The sequence below is a fragment of the Calditerrivibrio sp. genome (genome assembly GCA_026415135.1).
Taxonomy (GTDB): Bacteria; Chrysiogenota; Deferribacteres; order Deferribacterales; family Calditerrivibrionaceae; genus Calditerrivibrio.
The window spans coordinates 1-20,175 of record JAOAHS010000038.1 but is presented as its reverse complement, the minus strand read 5'-3'; the positions used below and the strand labels follow the sequence as shown (position 1 = coordinate 20,175).

Annotated in this window: 19 protein-coding genes; 9 read left to right on the top strand and 10 right to left on the bottom strand. The window is 33.1% G+C overall.

Features of this window, described 5'->3' with window-relative positions:
- The first annotated feature begins 138 nt into the window (after positions 1-138).
- The 6 genes from pseB (at position 139) to pseI (ending at position 5,717) form a co-directional block, all read left to right on the top strand.
- Positions 139-1,125, top strand: a complete 987-nt coding sequence (gene pseB, locus N3C60_07820; GenBank protein ID MCX8084809.1) for a UDP-N-acetylglucosamine 4,6-dehydratase (inverting) — start codon at positions 139-141, stop codon at positions 1,123-1,125.
- A gap of 46 nt (positions 1,126-1,171) precedes the next feature.
- Positions 1,172-2,344, top strand: coding sequence for a UDP-4-amino-4,6-dideoxy-N-acetyl-beta-L-altrosamine transaminase (pseC, locus tag N3C60_07815; GenBank protein MCX8084808.1), 1,173 nt, complete (start codon positions 1,172-1,174; stop codon positions 2,342-2,344).
- Entirely contained in the window at positions 2,341-3,183 is an 843-nt protein-coding gene (locus N3C60_07810; GenBank protein MCX8084807.1) for a glycosyltransferase family protein, read from the top strand. The genes pseC and N3C60_07810 overlap by 4 nt, the downstream gene beginning before the upstream one ends.
- Entirely contained in the window at positions 3,180-4,064 is an 885-nt protein-coding gene (locus N3C60_07805; protein MCX8084806.1) for a hypothetical protein, read from the top strand. The genes N3C60_07810 and N3C60_07805 overlap by 4 nt, the downstream gene beginning before the upstream one ends.
- Positions 4,065-4,168: 104 nt before the next feature.
- Positions 4,169-4,735 (top strand): UDP-4-amino-4,6-dideoxy-N-acetyl-beta-L-altrosamine N-acetyltransferase, encoded by a 567-nt coding sequence (pseH, locus tag N3C60_07800; protein ID MCX8084805.1) that lies wholly within the window; start codon positions 4,169-4,171, stop codon positions 4,733-4,735.
- On the top strand, positions 4,701-5,717 hold the full coding sequence (gene pseI / locus N3C60_07795) for a pseudaminic acid synthase (GenBank protein MCX8084804.1): 1,017 nt from the start codon (positions 4,701-4,703) through the stop codon (positions 5,715-5,717). Before pseH ends, pseI begins: the two co-directional genes overlap by 35 nt.
- Before the next feature lie 3 nt (positions 5,718-5,720).
- On the opposite strand, the gene N3C60_07790 is transcribed toward pseI, so the two are convergent.
- From N3C60_07790 to N3C60_07770, 5 genes are read right to left on the bottom strand one after another with little or no spacing between them, the layout of a single operon-like run.
- Complete coding sequence (locus N3C60_07790) at positions 5,721-6,818, bottom strand: LptF/LptG family permease (GenBank protein MCX8084803.1); 1,098 nt, start codon at positions 6,816-6,818, stop codon at positions 5,721-5,723.
- On the bottom strand, positions 6,815-7,852 hold the full coding sequence (locus tag N3C60_07785; GenBank protein MCX8084802.1) for an LptF/LptG family permease: 1,038 nt from the start codon (positions 7,850-7,852) through the stop codon (positions 6,815-6,817). The genes N3C60_07790 and N3C60_07785 overlap by 4 nt, the downstream gene beginning before the upstream one ends.
- Entirely contained in the window at positions 7,845-8,129 is a 285-nt protein-coding gene (locus N3C60_07780) for a DUF1820 family protein (GenBank protein MCX8084801.1), read from the bottom strand. The genes N3C60_07785 and N3C60_07780 overlap by 8 nt, the downstream gene beginning before the upstream one ends.
- On the bottom strand, positions 8,126-8,635 hold the full coding sequence (locus N3C60_07775; GenBank protein ID MCX8084800.1) for a hypothetical protein: 510 nt from the start codon (positions 8,633-8,635) through the stop codon (positions 8,126-8,128). Before N3C60_07775 ends, N3C60_07780 begins: the two co-directional genes overlap by 4 nt.
- A 2-nt stretch (positions 8,636-8,637) precedes the next feature.
- Positions 8,638-9,018, bottom strand: coding sequence for a phage holin family protein (locus N3C60_07770; GenBank protein MCX8084799.1), 381 nt, complete (start codon positions 9,016-9,018; stop codon positions 8,638-8,640).
- Positions 9,019-9,064: 46 nt separating this feature from the next.
- Between N3C60_07770 and N3C60_07765 the strand changes: the two genes are divergently transcribed.
- The 3 genes from N3C60_07765 (at position 9,065) to N3C60_07755 (ending at position 11,445) form a co-directional block, all read left to right on the top strand.
- On the top strand, positions 9,065-9,889 hold the full coding sequence (locus N3C60_07765; GenBank protein MCX8084798.1) for a PHP domain-containing protein: 825 nt from the start codon (positions 9,065-9,067) through the stop codon (positions 9,887-9,889).
- 94 nt (positions 9,890-9,983) lie between these two features.
- Positions 9,984-10,136, top strand: a complete 153-nt coding sequence (locus N3C60_07760) for a hypothetical protein (GenBank protein MCX8084797.1) — start codon at positions 9,984-9,986, stop codon at positions 10,134-10,136.
- 4 nt (positions 10,137-10,140) lie between these two features.
- Positions 10,141-11,445, top strand: coding sequence for a nucleotide sugar dehydrogenase (locus N3C60_07755; GenBank protein ID MCX8084796.1), 1,305 nt, complete (start codon positions 10,141-10,143; stop codon positions 11,443-11,445).
- On the opposite strand, the gene N3C60_07750 is transcribed toward N3C60_07755, so the two are convergent.
- From N3C60_07750 to N3C60_07730, 5 genes are all read right to left on the bottom strand, one after another.
- A complete protein-coding gene (locus N3C60_07750; protein ID MCX8084795.1) occupies positions 11,428-12,234 on the bottom strand; it encodes an ATP-binding cassette domain-containing protein in 807 nt (268 codons plus the stop codon). The genes N3C60_07755 and N3C60_07750 overlap by 18 nt on opposite strands.
- A gap of 1 nt (position 12,235) precedes the next feature.
- Positions 12,236-13,519, bottom strand: coding sequence for an insulinase family protein (locus N3C60_07745; protein MCX8084794.1), 1,284 nt, complete (start codon positions 13,517-13,519; stop codon positions 12,236-12,238).
- 21 nt (positions 13,520-13,540) lie between these two features.
- Positions 13,541-18,226 (bottom strand): NAD-glutamate dehydrogenase, encoded by a 4,686-nt coding sequence (locus N3C60_07740; GenBank protein ID MCX8084793.1) that lies wholly within the window; start codon positions 18,224-18,226, stop codon positions 13,541-13,543.
- 25 nt (positions 18,227-18,251) lie between these two features.
- Positions 18,252-19,583 (bottom strand): NAD-dependent malic enzyme, encoded by a 1,332-nt coding sequence (locus N3C60_07735; protein ID MCX8084792.1) that lies wholly within the window; start codon positions 19,581-19,583, stop codon positions 18,252-18,254.
- Positions 19,584-19,652: 69 nt separating this feature from the next.
- Positions 19,653-20,175, bottom strand: a 523-nt coding sequence (locus N3C60_07730; GenBank protein MCX8084791.1) for a CoA pyrophosphatase, incomplete at its 5' end; no start/stop codon positions are given.

Below are 20,175 nucleotides of genomic sequence, written 5' to 3'. Positions count from 1 at the left end.
AAACTAATATAAAACTTTTTTCTCAAGATCTGGTAAACTTTATATCAAAGATATCCAAAGAATGTATGGAGTTTGCAGTTGTATCATGTTTTAATGATAAAAAGGTGATGGTGACTTTTAAGAGAAATGGAGGAAAGCATGTTTAAGGATAAAAGCGTACTCATTACAGGTGGAACGGGATCTTTTGGTAAGGCATTTGTAAAATATATTTTGAAACATTATGAACCAAAAAGAGTAATCATATTTAGTAGGGATGAGTTTAAACAGTATGAGATGGCTCAGGAGTTTAATAATGATAAAAGGCTCAGGTTTTTTTTAGGTGATATTAGAGATAAAGACAGGCTTTACAGAGCATTTTATGGTGTGGATTATGTTGTGCATGCAGCTGCACTAAAACAGGTACCAGCTGCTGAATACAACCCTTTTGAATTTATTAAGACCAATATACTTGGTGCACAAAATATCATAGAAGCTTGTATTGATAATAATGTTAAGAAAGTAGTTGCATTATCCACAGATAAAGCTGCAATTCCTATAAATCTTTATGGAGCTACAAAACTTTGTTCTGATAAGCTCTTTGTCGCAGGTAATTCGTATGCTGGTGGTAGGGTGACTAAATTTGCTGTTGTTAGATATGGTAATGTATTGGGTAGTAGAGGATCGGTTTTACCACTTTTTCTAAAACAGAAAGAGGAAGGGGTTGTAACTATCACACACAGGGATATGACAAGATTTTGGATAACATTGCCGCAAGCTGTTGAACTGGTTTTAAAAGCTTTTAGACTGATGACAGGAGGAGAGATATTTGTGCCAAAAATACCAAGTATGAAAATGATAGATTTTGCTACTGCGATTGCTCCAGAAGCTGAAATCAGGGAGATAGGAATAAGACCTGGAGAAAAGATGCATGAAGTAATGATACCAGAGGATGATGCAAGGCATACAAGAGAATACTCAGATCATTTCAGAATTATTCCTGAGTTTTTGAATTGGGAAGCACCAAAGGAGTTTGGGAATGGGGGGAAAAAACTTCCAGATGGATTTTCTTATCGGAGTGACAATAATACGTGGTGGTTGACAAAAGAGGAGTTGCTTAATATTATTGAAAATATGTACAATTATTAGGTGATGTCACGGTAGAGTATGATTATCCTAAATGGTGATATATTTTATGAAAATTATACCTTATGGTCGACAGTTTTTGGATGAAGAGGACATAGAAGAAGTCATAAAAATTTTAAGATCTGAATATTTAACCACTGGTCCCGTTGTGAAATTGTTTGAGGATAAGATTTGTGAGGTGACTGGGGCTAAGTATGCGGTTGCTGTTTCCAATGGGACGGCAGCTCTTCATTTAGCTTCCTTAGTTTTGTTAAACAGAGGTGATAAAGTTATCACTACAGCTAACTCATTTGTAGCTACTTCAAACTCCATATTATATGCAGGTGGGGTACCAGTTTTTGTTGATATAGCTGATGATGGGAATATTGATTTAGACAAGTGTATTGAGTTATTAGAAAAAGATATTAGTATTAAGGCAGTTTATATTGTTCATTTCAGTGGCAATCCTGTTGATTATGATAAACTTAAATATATCAGAGAAAGATATAATGTGAAAATATTAGAGGATTGTGCCCATGCTCTGGGGGCTTTTTCTGGTGTTGAAAAGGTGGGTAGTTGTGTTTATTCCGACTGTTCTACATTTTCCTTCCATCCTGTAAAACATATAACTACAGGTGAAGGTGGAGCAATTACTACCAATGATAAGGAGGTCTATAAAAGGTTGATTGCTTTAAGATCTCATGGAATTATTAGGGAAGATTTTGAAAATCAAGAGATGGCCTTTGATAGAAATGGTAAGCAAAATCTGTGGTACTATGAGATGGTAGATCTTGGTTTTAATTACCGTGTTACAGATTTTCAGAGTGCTTTGGGTATAAGCCAACTTAGAAAATTAGAGAAATTTATACAGAGACGTAAAGAGATAGCTATAAAATATGATAGAAGCTTTGATGGTATAGAAATTTTAAAACCCCTTTATAGATTTACTGAGAACTCTTCTTACCATCTTTATGTAACAAGACTAAATTTTTCGAAATTTAAGCTGACAAAAGCTGAGCTCTTTAGTATGATGAGGGAAAAGGGTATTGGATTGCAGGTGCATTATATACCTATAAACCGTCAACCATATTATAGAAAACTTGGTTATGGTAAGGAAGAGTTAACAAATATGTATAGATATTACGAGGAAGCTATTAGTTTACCGATATATTATGGTTTGTCAGATGATGAGCAGTGTTATGTTATAAACACAATAAAAACTATTATAGGAGAATATTCTTGAATATCTGTGCAATCGTGCAGGCCAGGGTTTCTTCTAAGAGATTACCGGGTAAAGTATTGTATAAATTACCTTTTGGATCAGATATTACTGTTTTACAACGGGTTATCAGAAGGACTAAAAAGTCATCGCTGATTAATGAAATTATTGTTGCTACTACCTTAGATGATGATGACTATGAAATAGTTAGGATAGCAGAATTAGAAAAGGTAAGTTATTTTCGTGGAAGCAAAGAAGATGTGTTATCAAGATATTATTGGGCAGCAAAAAAGTTTAAGGCTGATATTATAGTTAGGATTACGAGTGATTGTCCTTGTATAGATTGGAATATTATCGATAGATGTATTAAGGTTCATATTGATGAGGGAGCAGATTATACATCCAATTGTATTAAGAGATCTTTTCCTCATGGATTGGATGTGGAGGTCATCAGTTTTTTTGCGTTAGAGACTGCTTTTGAAAAAGCCGATAAACAATATGAAAGGGAACATGTCTGTCCTTATATTCATACTACTAAAAAAGATCAGTTTAACATATCACATGTGATAGCTCAGGATGGAGAAAGGGGGGCTGATATCAGATTAACTGTGGATACTGTAGAAGATTATGCTCTTTTGTGTGCAGTATATGACTACCTTTTTTATAAGAATGAGTTTTTTGAACTGAAAGACATTATTAAGCTTTTTGATGAGAAGCCATGGCTTAAGTATGTCAACCAAAAGGTAATACAGAAAAGGTATTTTGATACGTTGGATGAGGAACTAAGGGAAGCGGTAAGGGTTCTTAGACTTCAAGATTTAGAAAAGAGTGCTGTTATCTTAGAGGGGATGATCAAAAGATGAGTTTGATATGGAAGTTTCCTTTTGGAGTAGGTGAGATTCGTAAGGTTTTTATTTTTACAGAAGGGGGGATGGGGATAGGTTATGGTCATATTACAAGAAATATTGGACTTTTACAGTATCTTAGATGGTTTGATCTGCCTGTGACTTTGTTTGTAAGGGGTGAAAATATTAAAGAGATCTTTTTTGAAGGGGAAGATTTTATCCGATGCGAATGGTTAAGCGGTTTTGATGAGAAAAATATCGACTCGAAAACACTTGTTTTTGTTGATTCTTATTTTGTTAATGATAAATTCTATAAAAAAATATTTGATAAAACTGAGAAGCTTGTTATCTATGATGATTTCAAGAGGCTTAACTATAAGGTGGGGTATATTTTAAATCCTGTGGCTGAAGATGGTTTTTATGATGATTATGATAAGGTTCTAAGGGGCGAGAGCTTTATCTTTTTAAGAAGGGCGTTTTGGAATACAGAGATTAGAAGTAGGAAAAATGATTTTAAGAACGTTCTTGTTACTCTTGGTGGTAATCCAAGTGAGGAGCTTTTAAAAAGTATTGTTGAGGAGATCAAAAAAAGATATTATAATTTAACTATAAAAGTGGTTTCAGATGTTGTGGAAGGCATTGATGCGGAATTTACAGGATATTGTAGTTCAAGAGATATGGTGAAACTTATGAATTGGGCTGATGTAGCCATCTCTGCTGGGGGGCAGACATTGCATGAGCTATTTTGGATGAAAGTTCCTACTTACATGTTAAAGTTAGCAGAAAATCAGGAGTATAATATTAGGTATTATGAGAAAAGGGGTTTTGTAAGGATTTTGGATTTAAAAGAATTGGTTGTTTGTTTTAATAAATTAGAGTTTTTTGCCTATGAATGTTAGTATGCTTATTTTAGAAGCTGGAAACAATAATTATGTTAAAAGCTTAGTTAAACCTATCGAACCACATTATCATAAAAAAACGTTTAATTGAGAGATTAAAACTTATGCATAAGAGGTTTTTAGATTTGTTTAGTTTTGAAGGGGTCAGTTTTGTATCGTTTGAAACTATTGAGGATATTAATAAGCATATTGCAATATTATCGTTGAGAAATGATGAAAGAATAAGAAATTACATGTTCAATGACAAAATTATAAGTTTGGATGAACATTTAAACTTTGTTGAGGGTTTAAGAGATAATTATCAAAAGATGTACTGGGCTGCTTATGATGGTGATTTATTAGTAGGTTCGATAAATCTTATCGATATAGACCTTAAAAATAGAAGGACTAAACTGGGTATTTATACTAATCCGGATTTAAAAGGATACGGAAGTAAGCTGATGAACACTCTTAAATGGTTGTGTTTTGAGAAGATTGGTTTGAACTGTCTGAGACTAGAAGTTTTGGCTAATAATAGTGTAGCGATAGAATTTTATAAGAAGCATAATTTTGTTTATGAAGGTAAATTGAGAGAATTTATTTTAAGAAAAGGTATGTATATCGATGTTTTTATCTACAGTATGTTGAGGGAAGAGTATGAGAGATATCAGAAAGGTCTTCATAATAGCTGAGCTTTCAGCAAATCATAACCAAGATATTCGGATTGCTAAGGAGACAATCTATGCTATGAAAGATTCGGGGGCTGATGCTGTAAAGTTACAGACTTATACTCCAGATACAATAACAATAAATTGTGACAATGAATATTTTCAAATAAAAAATGGAACTCTTTGGGATGGTCAAACACTTTATAATCTATATGAGCATGCATATACGCCATGGGAATGGCATTATGAGTTAAAAGAGTTAGCGGAAAAGTTGGGTTTGATATTTTTTTCTACCCCTTTTGATAAAACTGCTGTAGATTTTTTAGAAACTTTAAACGTTTCAATTTACAAAATAGCTTCTTTTGAGATTACAGATATACCACTCATAGAATATGTTGCATCAAAAGGTAAACCTGTGATTATTTCCACAGGTATTGCTACTTTTGAAGATATCTGTTTGGCTGTTGATACTTGCAGAAAAAACGGTTGTAGTGATATAACACTTTTAAAATGCACTTCTGCATACCCTGCACCTCTTGAGGAGGCAAATTTGCTAACTATCCCAGATATGAAAAGTCGGTTTGGTGTTAGGGTAGGGCTATCGGATCATACTTTGGGGATATCTGTTCCTATTGCTGCTGTAGCGCTTGGTGCAGAGGTGGTTGAAAAACATTTTATTCTTGATAAAAAGTTGGGGGGGCCTGATGCGGTGTTTTCCCTCGAACCAACACAATTTTCAGAAATGGTAAAGGCTATAAGAGAAGTAGAGAAATCTTTAGGGGATGTAAGTTATGAAATCAGTCCAAAAATTGAAAAAAATAGGGTTTTTGCCCGAAGCCTTTTTGCTGTTGAGGATATAAAGAAAGGTGATCTCTTTTCAGAATCCAATGTTCGTTCAATTAGACCAGGGTATGGTTTACATCCTAAATATTACAAGGAGTTATTAGGTAAGGTATCTAAAAGGGATATAAAACGTGGTGAGCCTATTACATTGGATGATTTGTAAATATTATTTATAAAAGAATAGATTTTTCTTTTTATAGTACCCGTATATTGCTACGAATATGAATATAAAATAGGTTAAAAAATTTGACAAAAAAGGTGAAAGGACCCCTGATTTTCCTAAGGAGATAAAAGTAGATTGAAGTATATAAAAAGAGAATATTACTAAAATACCATTTGTAGCTATCTTTATATAAGAAAACCCCCTCGAAATATCAACAATATAAGGTATGATTGTAATTAATAGGATGATTACATTAAAAATATTTGCAAATTTGTTATAATAGAATCTCAGATGTTTTGAGTAATCTAAACCTTTTGATTTGTAAAATTTTATAATCTTTTTCAACTGTTGGATTGTAAGCTCTTTTGGTAAAGAGATCGAAGAGTAGTTTAGTATCTTTGTGAAAAGTTCGTTTTCTATTTGTAGTTTAGATATATTTGCTGTTACCTTTGGGTCATCTGATGTGTTTATCTCTTTATAATTTTTGAACTCCCATAAGTTGTTTTTCAGGAAGTCCCCTTGTGCTATAAACTTGACTTTAGTTATTTCACCGTTTTGTGAAATCTCAATAAATTTTACATCAAAAATCTTTTGATTGATTATATCTACTGTACCTATTTGAATAAAGTTATTTCCATCTCTAAACCAAATGTTGTTTAATGAACTTACTTTTACTTCTTCTTTTTTTTCAATATATTTTGCTTTGTATTCATTACTTTTCATCTGGGATACAGGTACTATAAAGTCTGTCAATAAAAACATTGCAAAACTTATGAAAAGTGATGATAAAAAAAGCATTCTAATTAAGCTAAAAAGATTGCCTCCAATACTAACATAAGCTGTTATTTCCGATGTTCTAATGAGAATTATAAAGGTAAAAACTACTGATAGAATAAAGCTTATTGGTAACGTATGTTCTAAAAAAACCGGTGATTTTATTATATCGTATATTAAGATATCTTTAAAACTTGCTCCGTATCTTGCTATCATCTTTGATTGGGTGAAAAACATAAAAAACATATATAAAAAGTAAATAAAAGTTTGTGAGATGATAAAATTTTTTAAAAGTAATAAGAGGAAATATTTGTTAAACCTTTTCATTGTAACACCTTTTTTATGCCGATTATGGATACAAAAGCAAAGATTATATTTGCAATCCATGGGGCAAAGTATGGGTTTAGAACAGATAAGAAATTTTCAGATGCAAGAATAATAAGATTATAGAAAAATACGATGGCTAAGGAGATTAACCAGTTTATAGATTTATTGCTCCTGTGAAAAAAAATACCCAGATTTAGTCCTAAAACTGTCATAATTATTGTAGAAAATGGGAGAGCTATCCTTTTGGAGAGCTCAAACTTATAGATTTTGTTTTCATGTTGTTTTTTCAAGAGTTCGTCTAAGAACATAAATCGCTCTGATTTGATTTCCCTGTTTAAATTATTTTGTACATTGAATACAAAATAAAATCTTTTGAATTCTATTTTTGTATATTTGTCACTTTTACCCTGGATGATGCTACCGTTGTAGAGGTCGAATATAATTGCACCGAACTCCTGTTTTGCTGAACATTCTTTTGCAATGATGAAGTTTTCGCCTTTCTCATCTATTATGATTATCTTTTGAAATTGATCCTCTTTTAATTTTTTTTCTATAAATATTGTTATGCCTGGAATCTCCTTGTAGAATTCTTTTTCTCTTATATCTTTTAATGATACATATTCCAGAGTTCTCTTGAGGTTTTCTATAGCAAGTTTATTTCCATAGGGGAGTAGATAAAAAGATGTCAAAAATGCTAAGAGTGTGGCTAAGATACCAAAATAAAATGTGGGCTTAAAAAGATTAAAGGGGCTTACCCCTAAGGATTTAATGACAACTATTTCGGCATCTGCCGATAATCTATTATGGGCTGTCATTACTGAAAGTAAGGCAGAGGTAGGTATGGTGATCATCAGAAAAGATGGTAGATAAAAAACAATTGTCTCAAATACGAGCAAAAAAGGGACATTCTTAGAAAAAATTAGATCTGTAAGGTCGATCACCTTGTCCAACAATAGCACAAATATAAAAAACATATTAGAGAGTAGAAATATCGGAAAGATTTCATTGAAGATATATTTAGTGATTTTATTCATTTTTTTCTTTTACGAGTCTCAATACAGGTTTTTCTTCATCCTCTATTATTTCATCTATTCTTAGAATAAGATTTATAGGTATGTAGGTTTTGTTAACATTTTTAAATTCCAATTTTGTTTTATCATCGTCAGGTGTTATTAAAATATTTGATTCTTCTTTGTAGATGATCTCTGATATTTCGATTAAACCCAAAAAAGATGTAGGAGATACAGATTTTGCTTTTAGGGTAAAGATCTCTTTTTTTGCGTCATAAAACTGTATTTTGTAGTATTTCATTTTATCGGTTTTATCCTTAGTTTTGGTTTTCCTTCCTCTATCTCTATTTTTACATCAAAGTGATTATAACCATTTGATTGGTATTGTTTTATTTTATCCAATATGATTTCTTGAATCTTTGCTTTGTTGATATGATCTGGTAGTTTAGTGAGTTGATCTGAAAAGTCGTATGTCTTTTGCAACTCCGGTTTTTCAATCTCTTCGATGATTTTTTTGAATTCTATCGGAGTTTTTTTCAAACCTTCGTATTCCAACATCTTTTTATTCCATTTGTCCCTGAAGGTGAGATATCTTGCAACAAGATTATTAAATTTAAATCTTAACGTTGTATTAGTGATCTGGTTTAGATTGTATTTTGCAATGATTTTATTGACTTCTCTTTCATATACTACTGGTGGGTGTTTTAGAACTTTAGCAAAGAACCTTTCATAATCAAAATTGATCATCTTTATGAGATTTTCAAATCTTTCTAAATCATCTTTAATCTCTTTTACATCTAAACCCATGTTTAAAATTTCCTAACTTTAATGTCGATTTTTGGTTTACCATAAAATATATCAAATAAGATATTGATTAAACTTACTACAATGCTCACACCTACAGCTGTCCATAATCCATCCACATAATAACCTTTTACTAAAGCAGAAACTAAAAGTATGATAAGAGCGTTTACTATAAAATAAAACAATCCAAGCGTCAATAGGTGAAAAGGAAAGGTAATTAAAATAAGAAAGGGTTTAACTAAAAAATTCATTAAAGATAAAACAAATCCACCTAAGATAACGTACCCGAAGGATTCTACTTTAACATGTTTGAAAAGGAAAGCTGATATGCCCAATCCTATTGCGTTGACAAAAATTTTATATAGTGTAAATTGGATAATACCCATAAGGTTATTATATTATAAAAAATTTTATAATCAAGGAGAAAAGTTAATGGTGGACCTGCATTGTCACTCAAAGTATTCGGATGGGACTTTGAGTCCAGAAGAGCTTGTTCTATTAGCGGAAAAAAAAGGTTTACAGATACTTGCTCTTACTGATCACGATACTATAGATGGGATAGGAGATTTTAAGGCTTGCCCCACAAATATCCAAAGAGTTTCAGGTTTGGAGATTAGTATCAATTGGGATAGAGGGACGTTTCATTTAATTGGGCTATTTGTGGATGAAGGGGATAATAATCTTGTGGAAACCTTGAAACAGTTGAAACTTTATAGAAGAGAAAGAAACAGTCATATATTGCTAAAGCTTTCAGAGATGCTGGGTAGAAAGGTTACTGAAGATGAGATATCTTTGGATAACTATGGTGAATTAGGTAGGCCACATATTGCTAAGTATCTTATTAAAGAAGGTATAGTACAATCAATCGATGAGGCTTTTGAAAAATATCTGGGGAAAGGTAAGTTTTTGTATACTCCTAAAAAACGTTTGAGTTTAGAGGAAGCCAATGAAGTTATAAAAAATGCTGGTGGATTGTCCTTCGTAGCTCATCCTGTCACCTTAGATTTAGAAGATGAAGAAAGATTTTACAGTATTCTAAGGAAGATAGGGGTTGATGGTATTGAGGTCTATTGTTCATTGCATAATGGGGATGATATTAAAAAGTATAACAAAATAGCAAAAGAGTATGGATTTTTGATGGGAGTTGGTAGCGATTTTCATGGGGAAAATAAAGATGGTGTGGTCTTAGGAGGGCATAACTGTGATCCTGATTTAGCAAAGAGACTGTTTGATATGATGTTGAAAAGGTTGAAATGATATGCTGGATTTTTATAACAAACTTATTTTTTACTTTGGTTTAATTAATGTGTTTTTATTTCTTTGGGTTGTTTTTTTGTATAAAAAAAATAGATTGATTAATTTTGTAAATCTCATTAAAACAGTTTACAAGGGTTTCGAACCTGACACATTTGGTGGTATTTTAAAAGGGGTTGTATGGGCCTTTATTGATGGTGTTATTACGGGTGTAGTCGTAGCTTTTATAATTAAAATAATAATGGAGTAGATATATGTATAATCTGAAATCTTTTGAAAAGAATGGTGATGATTGTATAGCTATTATTGGGTTGGGGTATGTGGGCTTACCTTTGGCGGAGGTTTTTGATCGTAGATATAACGTTATAGGTTTTGATATAAATGAAAACAGAATAGAGGAACTTAAAAGAGGTTATGATAGAACGAAAGAGGTTAGTTGTGATGTTTTAAAAAGATGTGGCATAATGTTTACGAACAATCCTAAAGATATTGCTAAAGCAAAAGTTATTATTGTGACAGTTCCTACCCCTGTTGATGAATATAACATCCCAGATCTTAAACCTATTCTTTCCGCATCAAAAACAGTTGGTAGGTATATGAAAAAAGGTACAATAGTTGTCTATGAGTCCACTGTTTATCCTGGTCTTACAGAGGAGGAGTGTGTCCCAGTGCTTGAAAGGGAAAGTGGACTTAGGTGGAAGCAAGATTTTAATGTAGGTTATTCACCAGAAAGGGTCAACCCTGGGGATAAGTTACATACTATTGATAAAATCAAAAAGGTTGTAGCTGGTGACACAAACGAAACATTAGAATTCCTTGCTGATCTATATGGAGGGGTTATTACAGCTGGTATACACAAATCACCTTCAATAAAAGTCGCTGAGGCAGCAAAGGTAATAGAGAACACTCAGAGGGATATAAATATTGCTTTGATGAACGAGTTAGCTCTGATTTTTGATAGGGTTGGTATATCCACAAAGGATGTGTTGGATGCAGCTGCTACTAAATGGAATTTCTTACGTTTTGAACCGGGTTTAGTTGGAGGGCATTGCATTGGGGTAGATCCATATTATCTCACATTTAAAGCCAAAGCTTTGGGGTACCATCCTGAGGTGATTTTGTCTGGTAGGAGAATAAATGATAACATGGGTAAATTTGTTGCGGAAAAAACAGTAAAAAAACTCATTAAGGCTGGGAAAGCTGTGAAAGATTCGAAGGTCCTAATTTTAGGTCTAACCTTTAAGGAAAACATAAGTGATATAAGGAATACCAAAGTTGTGGATATTGTGAGGGAGCTTCAGGAATATGGTGTTAACACATTTATTTACGATCCCAAAGCTTACCATGATGAGGTAAAGCATGAGTATGGTTTGGATATGCTAAATGACATTCATGAATATAAGCCTTATGATGCGGTGGTTTTGGCTGTAAAACACAAAGAGTTTATAGATATGGGTTTGGATAATATATTATCGTTAATGAATATGCCAGTTTTAATAGATGTAAAAGGTATTTTTGCAGATAACAAAAAGGGTGGGGTATTATACTGGTGTCTGTAGAATTTTGAGGGATGTTTCTTTTGCAATTGAGGCATTGATGAGACTTTTGGTATAATCTGTTTTGGGGTTATTGAAGATTTCGAGATTCGATCCAGCTTCCACAAGTTTACCTTTTTTTAATACTAATATGTCATCACATATAAATTTTACTACTGCAAGATCATGGGCAATTAGAATAATGGTTTTCCCTTCTTTTTTTAGGGTTTTTAGCAGGTTGAGTATCTGAGCTGCTAAAGAGACATCTAAGGCACTTATCGGTTCATCAGCTATAATTATAGCTGGATTCAATAGTAAAGCTCTTGCTATGGCTAATCTCTGTCTTTGTCCTCCTGAAAACTGATGGGGATACCTGTGAATATGTTCTGCTTCTAAACCAACCTTTTGAAGTTGGCTTATAATAGTGGTGTGGATCTCTTTTTTATTAAGAGCAGTGTGTTCTTTTAATATATCACTAAAAGCAGAGAGGATTGTTAGCCTTGGATTAAGACTTAGGTAAGGGTCCTGGAAAACAAATTGGACATTTTTGCGGTAGTCCCTGTGTTTTTTGGGATCAGAGATATCTGATCCAAGAAAATATACCTTACCTGCATCTGGTTTGATAATATCTGCTATTATTTTAGCTAATGTTGTTTTACCACTACCAGATTCCCCAACAATACCAAGGCACTTACCTTTTTCTAAGGAGAAGGAGATATTATCTAAAGCTACTATATAGTCAGAAGATCTTTTGAAAAATGTGTCAAAGTATCTATATCTTTTAGTGACATTTTCTACAGCTAATAAACTCATATTACTTTGGTGTTGTCTTAATCATAATTGAGTTGTTTTTTAGTATTTCTACCAATGAATTTTTTATTTCCTCAGTCTTAACTTTGTTGATACCATCAATGAAGTTTTTATAGTACCATTCCATTCCAAGAGCATAGGAATACCCTATATCTTCAGCTTCGGAAGAGGCTTTTTCCCTCCTGAAGATTACAGAGCTTTTTAATCTATTTCTTGCTGATTCTAAATCCTTAGGATTTATACCTTCTGATATGATTTTTGATAATAAAGAAAATATTTCTTTATCCACTTGGGTTTCTTTACCAGGTTCACATGTATAGAAAATTAAAAATGTTCCTCCATATTTTAATCCGGAGTAACCTCCGAAGATAGAGTTTACCAGACCTTTTTCATTTTTTATGGTTTTGTTTAAGATGGACATCTCTCCCCCAGATAGGATTTCATCTAAAAGATCAAAAATATAGATATCTCTTTCATTCATTGCTGGGGCAGGAAAAGCAATTAACCCGTAGACTTGATTTACATCTTTTTTAAAAGTTTTTATAATAGAGTCTTCTAAAGGGGGTTGTCTGAATGTAATATGCTCCCCGTATGGAACGTTTTTGAATTTATTGAAATGTTTTTCGGCAAGTTCTTTTGCTTTGTTAAACTCTATATCTCCTACAATAACAAGGGTCATATTGTGGGGGTGGTAGTATCTATTGTAATAGTCAAACAGTTTCTGTTGGTTAAAGGATCTAATATTTTCTTCGGTTCCTATTACTTCCATACTATAGGTGGTATTTTTATGTAAAGTTTCTGCGAGATAGACCCACATATCGTAGGTGGGATCATCGTATTTGCGTTTTATCTCTTCTATGACTACTGGTTTCTCTTTTTCTATTTCATCAGGAATAAATTTAGCATCAAACATCATTTCACTAATTACATTAAAAGCAACTTCGACATTTTCAGTGGGAATTGTAATATAATAAAAAGTGTAATCTTTACTCGTGGCAGCATTCATCTGACCGCCACTAGCTTCAACGATACTATCTATTTCATCTGGGGCGTAGCTTTTGGTTCCTTTAAATACCATATGTTCCAAAAAATGTGAAATACCGTTGATATCCTTTGTTTCATTTCTCGATCCGGTGTTCATCCAGAGTTGAACCGATGTTATCTTAATATTTGGAATCTTGTTGTAAATTACTTTTATGCCATTTTTTAATGTGAATTCTTCAGCTGCAAACAAAGATACCCCCATAAAGTTTATTAGCAAGAATAGAGCAAATCTAAAATATTTCATAGCACCTCTTTAATACTTTTATCAGATCTCTAAAATTTTATCAAGAGAGTCTATGATCACATTAAATGGTACAAGCGACAGGCTCTCATTTTTTTCTATAGATTCCAAAAAGCCGAAATAGTTTGTAAAAAAGTTTTTTTCATTTTTTATTACATTCTTAAACCACAAAGGATTTTGAGTAATTTTTTGGGTAAATTTTTTTTGCATAAGTTTTATCCGTTTTAGGAGGTTGTCTTTATTGACATTATCCCATTGGTCGTGGGGCTTGATAGCTTTGATATGTATGCTGAGGGTTTTTAGATGAAGCTCTTCTGCGATGTAAAAATAGTTTTTTATCATTATCTCTGGGTCTAAATGGTCCTTTATGTACAATTCGAACAGATCAAATACAGATTTCGAGAATTTTATTTTAGCAAGTTCACCTACCAAGGTGGATGGAAGGTGTTCGGAGTGAAATTCTTTTTCGAACTCTTTTATCTGCTTCTTAAGCTCTAACTGGGAAGGGACACCCAGACATTTTAGCATTGTATTAAAACTTTCTATGTTATTTTTTAGTAGCTCATAATTGGAATCGTTAAGTAACCACTCGGTTGCAACATTTAATGTTTTTTCTATTTCTATGAAGCCCTTGTAAAGTATGTCTGAAGAATATTTTGTATCTATAATGTTGAGTTTTTCTCTTAGAGGTGTTATAGCAAGTATCTCTTCTGCGAAGAAATATCTCATCATGATCTTGTAAAGATCTTTTCCGTATCTGTTGTGAAGTTGCAGATAGGTTACCATACCGTTTTGGTTGATATATCGGTTTACCAAAACGGTGGCAATGATCTCTTTTATAAGCTTATGTTCATAGATCTCTTCCCGGTATTTTTGGATAATCGAATTTGGGTAATAGGATTCATAGAGTTTTCTTAGAATGGGATCGTTAATATCCACATGCTCCACAATATTATCAAAAAGGAAAAGTTTAGTGTATGCCATTAATACTGCGAGTTCAGGTCTTGTGATCATTCTTTTTTCTTTGATAAAGTCGATCTTTTCAATCTCAAATTTTAGTAGGCCAATTTCTTTTAGATGGTTTGCTGCTTCTATATATGGTAATAGATTTTCTTTAGCATTAAGCTCTTCTATGCTAAGGATCCTTGATTGTTCAAAATTATCTTTTAACACCAATTCTGTTACATCATCTGTAAGATCAGCTATAAGTTTGTTTCTTTCCTTTAAATCTTTAATCAGTTTTTTCTTCATGAGGCTACTTAACAAAATTTTTATATTTACTTCATGATCAGACATATCTACACCGGCAGAGTTATCAACGGCATCTGTATTTATCTTCCCACCTAAAGCAGAGAATTTTATTCTTGCTTTTTGAGTTAGGCCAAGATTACCACCCTCACCAATAACTTTAACGTTAAGCTCTTCTGCATCCACTCTCACATTATCGTTGGCTTTATCTCCTACCTCAAGATTGGTTTCCGTGGAGTCTTTTATGTATGTTCCGATACCACCATTCCAAAGTAGTTCTACGTCTGCTTTTAGAATCAGTTTTATAAGTTCTTCACCGCTTACAGTATCTTTTGTGGTTTTAAGGAGTTCTTTGATCTCTTGTGAAAGATCTATTTTTTTTGCATTTCTTTCAAAAATACCACCACCCTTTGATATCAGGTCCCTGTTGTAATCTGTCCAGGAGGATCTGGGGAGCTTGAATAGTCTAAGTCGTTCTTTATAGCTTGTGGTTGTATCAGGAGATGGGTCTAAAAAGATATGTGCATGATTGAAAGCTGCAACAAGTTTGATCTGTTTTGACAATAACATTCCATTGCCAAAGACATCTCCGGACATGTCTCCAATACCAATTACTGTGAAAGGCTCTTTTTGTATATCTTTTCCAAGCTCTCTGAAGTGCCTTTTCACGCATTCCCATGCACCTTTCGCGGTGATACCAACTTTTTTGTGGTCGTAGCCTGCACTTCCCCCTGAGGCGAAAGCGTCACCTAGCCAAAAACCGTACTCTATTGAAACAGAATTGGCTATATCGCTGAACGTTGCAGTTCCTTTATCGGCTGCTACTACAAGATATGGATCGTTTTCATCATATATTACTACATTTTGGGGATGGACAACTTTTTTACCTGTGTAGTTATCAGTAATATCAAGAAGACCCCTTATAAAGGTTTTGTACTGTTCTATGACATGGAGTTTATCTTCATCTCTATCTTCGTATCTTTTTTTGACTATAAAACCTCCTTTGGATCCAACTGGTACTATAACGGTGTTTTTAACCATTTGTGTTTTCATTAACCCTAAGATCTCTGTTCTGAAATCATCATGTCTATCGCTAAATCTTAAACCACCCCTCGCTACTTTTCCACCTCTTAGATGGATCCCTTCCATATTAGCACTGTGAACATATATCTCATAAAGGGGCTTAGGATCTGGTAGTATGCTCAATTTTTTGGAGGAAATTTTAAAGGAGATATAGTGCTTATGTGGTTTTTGAAAATAGTTTGTTCTTACCATTGTTTGAAGAATATCAGCAAAACACCTAAGGATCCTGTCTTCTGTTACAGATTTTATTGCATCTATGTTTTGGTATATTTCATTGAGTATCTCTGGATGATGTCTTTTAGATAAAAGGGGATCGAATTTTTCCTTGAAGTAGTTTATAAACAGTTTTGAAATATGGGGGTTGTTTAATAAGGAATCTTCTATGGTTGATCTTTTGAAGTTGGGGTTTATCTGTTCAAGATAATTTCTCAAGGCTCTTAATAGATCGACCTCCTTAAATGTGAGACCTGCTGTGATCAGTAGTTTGTTTAAACGATCATTTTCTACATGATCTTTTATTATATTTTCGATTAGTTCTGGCAAAAAGTTTTTATAGCTTTCATAGAAGATCTCTGAATTTTCTATACAATCAAGGTAGATGTTGTGGAGGTATATCTTTTCACTGTGGTGTTTTAATTCAAAAATATCTTCTTCATTTACTTTTAGCCCGATGTTATCGATTATGGGCATTATATCAGTAAGTAACATCCTGTCTTTTCTGAAGATTTTGACAACAAGTTTTTTATTTTCTTTATAAAGTGTCGATATAATGTGCTTTTTATTTAATTGGGTAATGTTTTTTATATCATCGGATGCCTCTTTAGGTGAACATTTGACTTTGTAGTTTTCTCCAAAAGTATGTGCATAGGTGTCATATACTTTATCCGCTTCGTAACCAACATATTCTTCGTTTAATATTTCATAAAATTTTTCATCCCAGTCTTTTAATAGATCTAAAACGATGTTTTTTATGGCGTTATCATTTGTGGATATCTCGGGGTTGTTTAGAAAAAAGTTAAATATAATAAATTCGTAACCATGATCATCATGCCGTATCGAAATATCTATACTATTAGCATTTAAATAAGTTTCAAATGCTTTTTTAAGATCCATTACTAATTCAGAGGAGTATTTTTCTGTGGGTATAGCTAAGAATAGATAGAGATTCTGAGGGGGTAAGTTTTTATAAAATAGTCTAACCTGACTTTTCCCTTGAATACTAAAAATTGTGTTTAATACCTCTATAAGGGTTTTTTCGTCAAAATTGAAAATCTCTATTTTGGGAAATGATTCTAATATATCTAACAGCCATTTATGATCATGGGATCCATTGACAAAATTAAAGTATTCCACAACTTTTTTGATTTTATTTTTTACAATGGATATCTCCAAAGGGCTTGATTTTAGTGCATCTTTTGTAAAAACACCTATAATGGATATAATGGTATAGTTTCCATCTGATTTGTCTACTAATATTATCCTGTCATAATTTCTTCTTTTTTTGACCTTTGATCTGTACAGAGCTTTATCAACTATGATGGGATAATTCTCAAGGAAGACCATCTTACCCTTATGAATAGCCTCTATAAGATGTGGTATTATACCTGTGGTTCTGTTAAATTTATATACTCCCATCTGTTCTAAATCATATTCCTTAAAACTTTTTATGTTGCTGATTACTCTAATGCCTTGAATGATAAACTTGTCGTCGGCTAACCAGTGTATAAAATCAGATGTTTCGCTATTTATGCCTTGATAATGCTGGCCTAATTGTTTTAGAAAGCCTATCATTTTAGGATAATCATCGACTACAACTATAATGTTTTCATAAATTTCTTCTATTTCTGCTTTGATTACTTCTAATTCCTCTCCAGTGATGTTTGAAAGAAAGATCATTACGAAAGATTCATTAGAGGATCCTATGTAGGGGTTACCTAATTCTATTATTTCCCCTTTATTGTTTCGCTTTATGCTGAAGATTGGGTGTATTATGAATTGCTGATTTAGGTTTATTTCATAGAAGAATTCCCTGAGGCTATCTACTAAGAATGGTCTGTCGTCTGTTGTTATGGTTATGATGGAGAAGTTTCCTATAAAAAAATCTTCTGTAATACCGGAGAAACTGCTCAGATGGTATTTTTTCTTTTTTCTATCATTTAGATGTCTATAAAGCTCTTTTGTGAAATTTATCAGATCATTTTCAGAAATATGTGATAATAGGTTTTCAGGTAATTTCTTAAGAATTATTTTTGTGAAGTTATAGTAGTTTTTTTCACCGTCGCCTATATCTGTTAAAAATTTCTCAATAAAGCTTTCTCTGTTTTTTTCAGTTTGACTTTGTATTATTTCTTTGTGTGTTAGAAATGAAATATTTAGCATATTTTACCCCATATGTATGTTTTGTTTATACTTTTGCTACTCCCGATTTATATGCTTCTTCTTCCACAGCTTTTGCAACTTCTTCATGCACTTTTATATTTAAAATATTTGGAACCAAGTCACCATGTAATGTGTGGTTTGCTATTGCATGGGCTGCAGCTATTTTCATTCTTGAATTTATTGTTCTTGCATTTGCCTTTAAAGCTCCTTTAAAAAGCCCCGGAAATGCCAAAGCGTTGTTTATTGCTTTGCCATCTGCAGCGTATAAAGCGCCAGCTTTCAGGGCATCCTCGGGCTCTATCTCTGGATCTGGATTGGAAAGAGCAAGTATTATTTGACCTTGCTTTATCATATCAGGAGTGATTAGTTTGGGGCATCCTGTTGTTGCGATTACTATCTTTGAGTTTTCCATGATACCTTTCAGGTCAGTTGGTATGCCACCCCTTTCTTCAAAAAGCTTTTTCATTATTGGGTTTAGATCTGTGCCGTATATCTTTTTGATACCGTATGCAGACAGCAATTTTTGAATGCCACTACCTGCTGCACCAAGACCAATGATACCAACAGAGGAGTCTCTAAGATTTATAAATGTGTACTTTGCAATGTTCAAAAGGGCAGCAAGAACAACAACTGCTGTACCATGCTGGTCATCGTGGGTTACTGGGATATCCAGTTCAGCATCCAGTGTCTCTTCAATTTCAAAGCACTCTGGTGCTTTTATATCCTCAAGTTTTATTGCACCAAAAGTAGGTGCAATTGCTTTTACTGTTTCAATAACCACTTTCGGATCCTTGCTGTTAATAAGTATTGGGTAGCCGTTTATCCCTGCCAGCATCTTAAATAAAAGGGATTTCCCTTCCATAACCGGCATACCTGCTACCGGTCCAATATCTCCCAAGCCCAATATTGCAGTTCCATTTGTTACAATGGCTACGTTATTGCTTATCGTTGTAAATTTTCTTGCGAGCTCTGGTTCTTCCTGTATAAGTTTGCAAATAGAAGCTACACCGGGTGTGTATACTAATCTCAGATCATCTACCGAATCTATTCTAACTCTTGGTACTATCTCTATCTTACCATTTTCGTGTACCTCTTGAACTATATCCCGTATCTCTATAAGTTCTATGCCATCTAACTTTGTGATGGCATCACATATTATTTCTACTTCCTCTTTGTTAGAGAAATAGACATCGAGATCTCTGACCTTATAATCTTTGCCTATGTGAACAGTTTTGATTTCACCAAACATCCCGCCAAGTTCCCCAACCTTCATGGCAAGCTTACCAAGATATCCTGGTTTATCAATTATTTTTACTCTGAGGGTTTTTATTATTTTACTGCCGTATTCTATTCTCATATACAACCTCCATATTGATTATATTATAAAAAGATATTTTTCAACAATATTTTTGTCGACCTAATTTTATTAGGTTGCATTGGGTTTGAGTGTTGTGATGTTTAACTTTTTTGGGGTTAGTAGCTTACTAGAGATGGTGCATTTCTTTACTAACTGGATGAACGTTTTGATAATTCTCCCAGAAAGGCCCCAAATTATTTCACCGTTGAAATTATAAAAGAAATTTATGTGTTTTTCGTTATTCCTTAACCATAGTTCTCTCCATTCATGTGATCCATCTAAAAAAAAGTCTAATGGTATTAAAAGCACTTTCTCAACTTCATTTGTGTCTAATCTGAGCATATTTTCATGGAAATTATTTATATAAATAACGATTGGTTTAACGGTGTAATAGGTTACGCTAAACTCATCCTGCAAGATTCCTATGATCTCTATGTAGGATTTATCTATGCCTACCTCCTCTTCCATTTCCCTTATAGCTGTATCAAAAAATGTAACATCCTTTTTGTCTTTGCTGCCTCCTGGGAAGGAAATTTCACCGCTGTGGTTTTTGAGATGGTTTGTTCTGCGTGTCATAAGTATATGGTATTTG

Coding starts and splice junctions, on each gene's coding strand:
- pseB (MCX8084809.1), top strand. CDS start 139: ATGTTTAAGGATAAAAGCGTACTCATTACAGGTGGAACGGGATCTTTT.
- pseC (MCX8084808.1), top strand. CDS start 1,172: ATGAAAATTATACCTTATGGTCGACAGTTTTTGGATGAAGAGGACATA.
- N3C60_07805 (MCX8084806.1), top strand. CDS start 3,180: ATGAGTTTGATATGGAAGTTTCCTTTTGGAGTAGGTGAGATTCGTAAG.
- pseH (MCX8084805.1), top strand. CDS start 4,169: ATGCATAAGAGGTTTTTAGATTTGTTTAGTTTTGAAGGGGTCAGTTTT.
- pseI (MCX8084804.1), top strand. CDS start 4,701: ATGAGAGATATCAGAAAGGTCTTCATAATAGCTGAGCTTTCAGCAAAT.
- N3C60_07790 (MCX8084803.1), bottom strand. CDS start 6,818: ATGAAAAGGTTTAACAAATATTTCCTCTTATTACTTTTAAAAAATTTT.
- N3C60_07785 (MCX8084802.1), bottom strand. CDS start 7,852: ATGAATAAAATCACTAAATATATCTTCAATGAAATCTTTCCGATATTT.
- N3C60_07780 (MCX8084801.1), bottom strand. CDS start 8,129: ATGAAATACTACAAAATACAGTTTTATGACGCAAAAAAAGAGATCTTT.
- N3C60_07775 (MCX8084800.1), bottom strand. CDS start 8,635: ATGGGTTTAGATGTAAAAGAGATTAAAGATGATTTAGAAAGATTTGAA.
- N3C60_07770 (MCX8084799.1), bottom strand. CDS start 9,018: ATGGGTATTATCCAATTTACACTATATAAAATTTTTGTCAACGCAATA.
- N3C60_07765 (MCX8084798.1), top strand. CDS start 9,065: ATGGTGGACCTGCATTGTCACTCAAAGTATTCGGATGGGACTTTGAGT.
- N3C60_07755 (MCX8084796.1), top strand. CDS start 10,141: ATGTATAATCTGAAATCTTTTGAAAAGAATGGTGATGATTGTATAGCT.
- N3C60_07750 (MCX8084795.1), bottom strand. CDS start 12,234: ATGAGTTTATTAGCTGTAGAAAATGTCACTAAAAGATATAGATACTTT.
- N3C60_07745 (MCX8084794.1), bottom strand. CDS start 13,519: ATGAAATATTTTAGATTTGCTCTATTCTTGCTAATAAACTTTATGGGG.
- N3C60_07740 (MCX8084793.1), bottom strand. CDS start 18,226: ATGCTAAATATTTCATTTCTAACACACAAAGAAATAATACAAAGTCAA.
- N3C60_07735 (MCX8084792.1), bottom strand. CDS start 19,583: ATGAGAATAGAATACGGCAGTAAAATAATAAAAACCCTCAGAGTAAAA.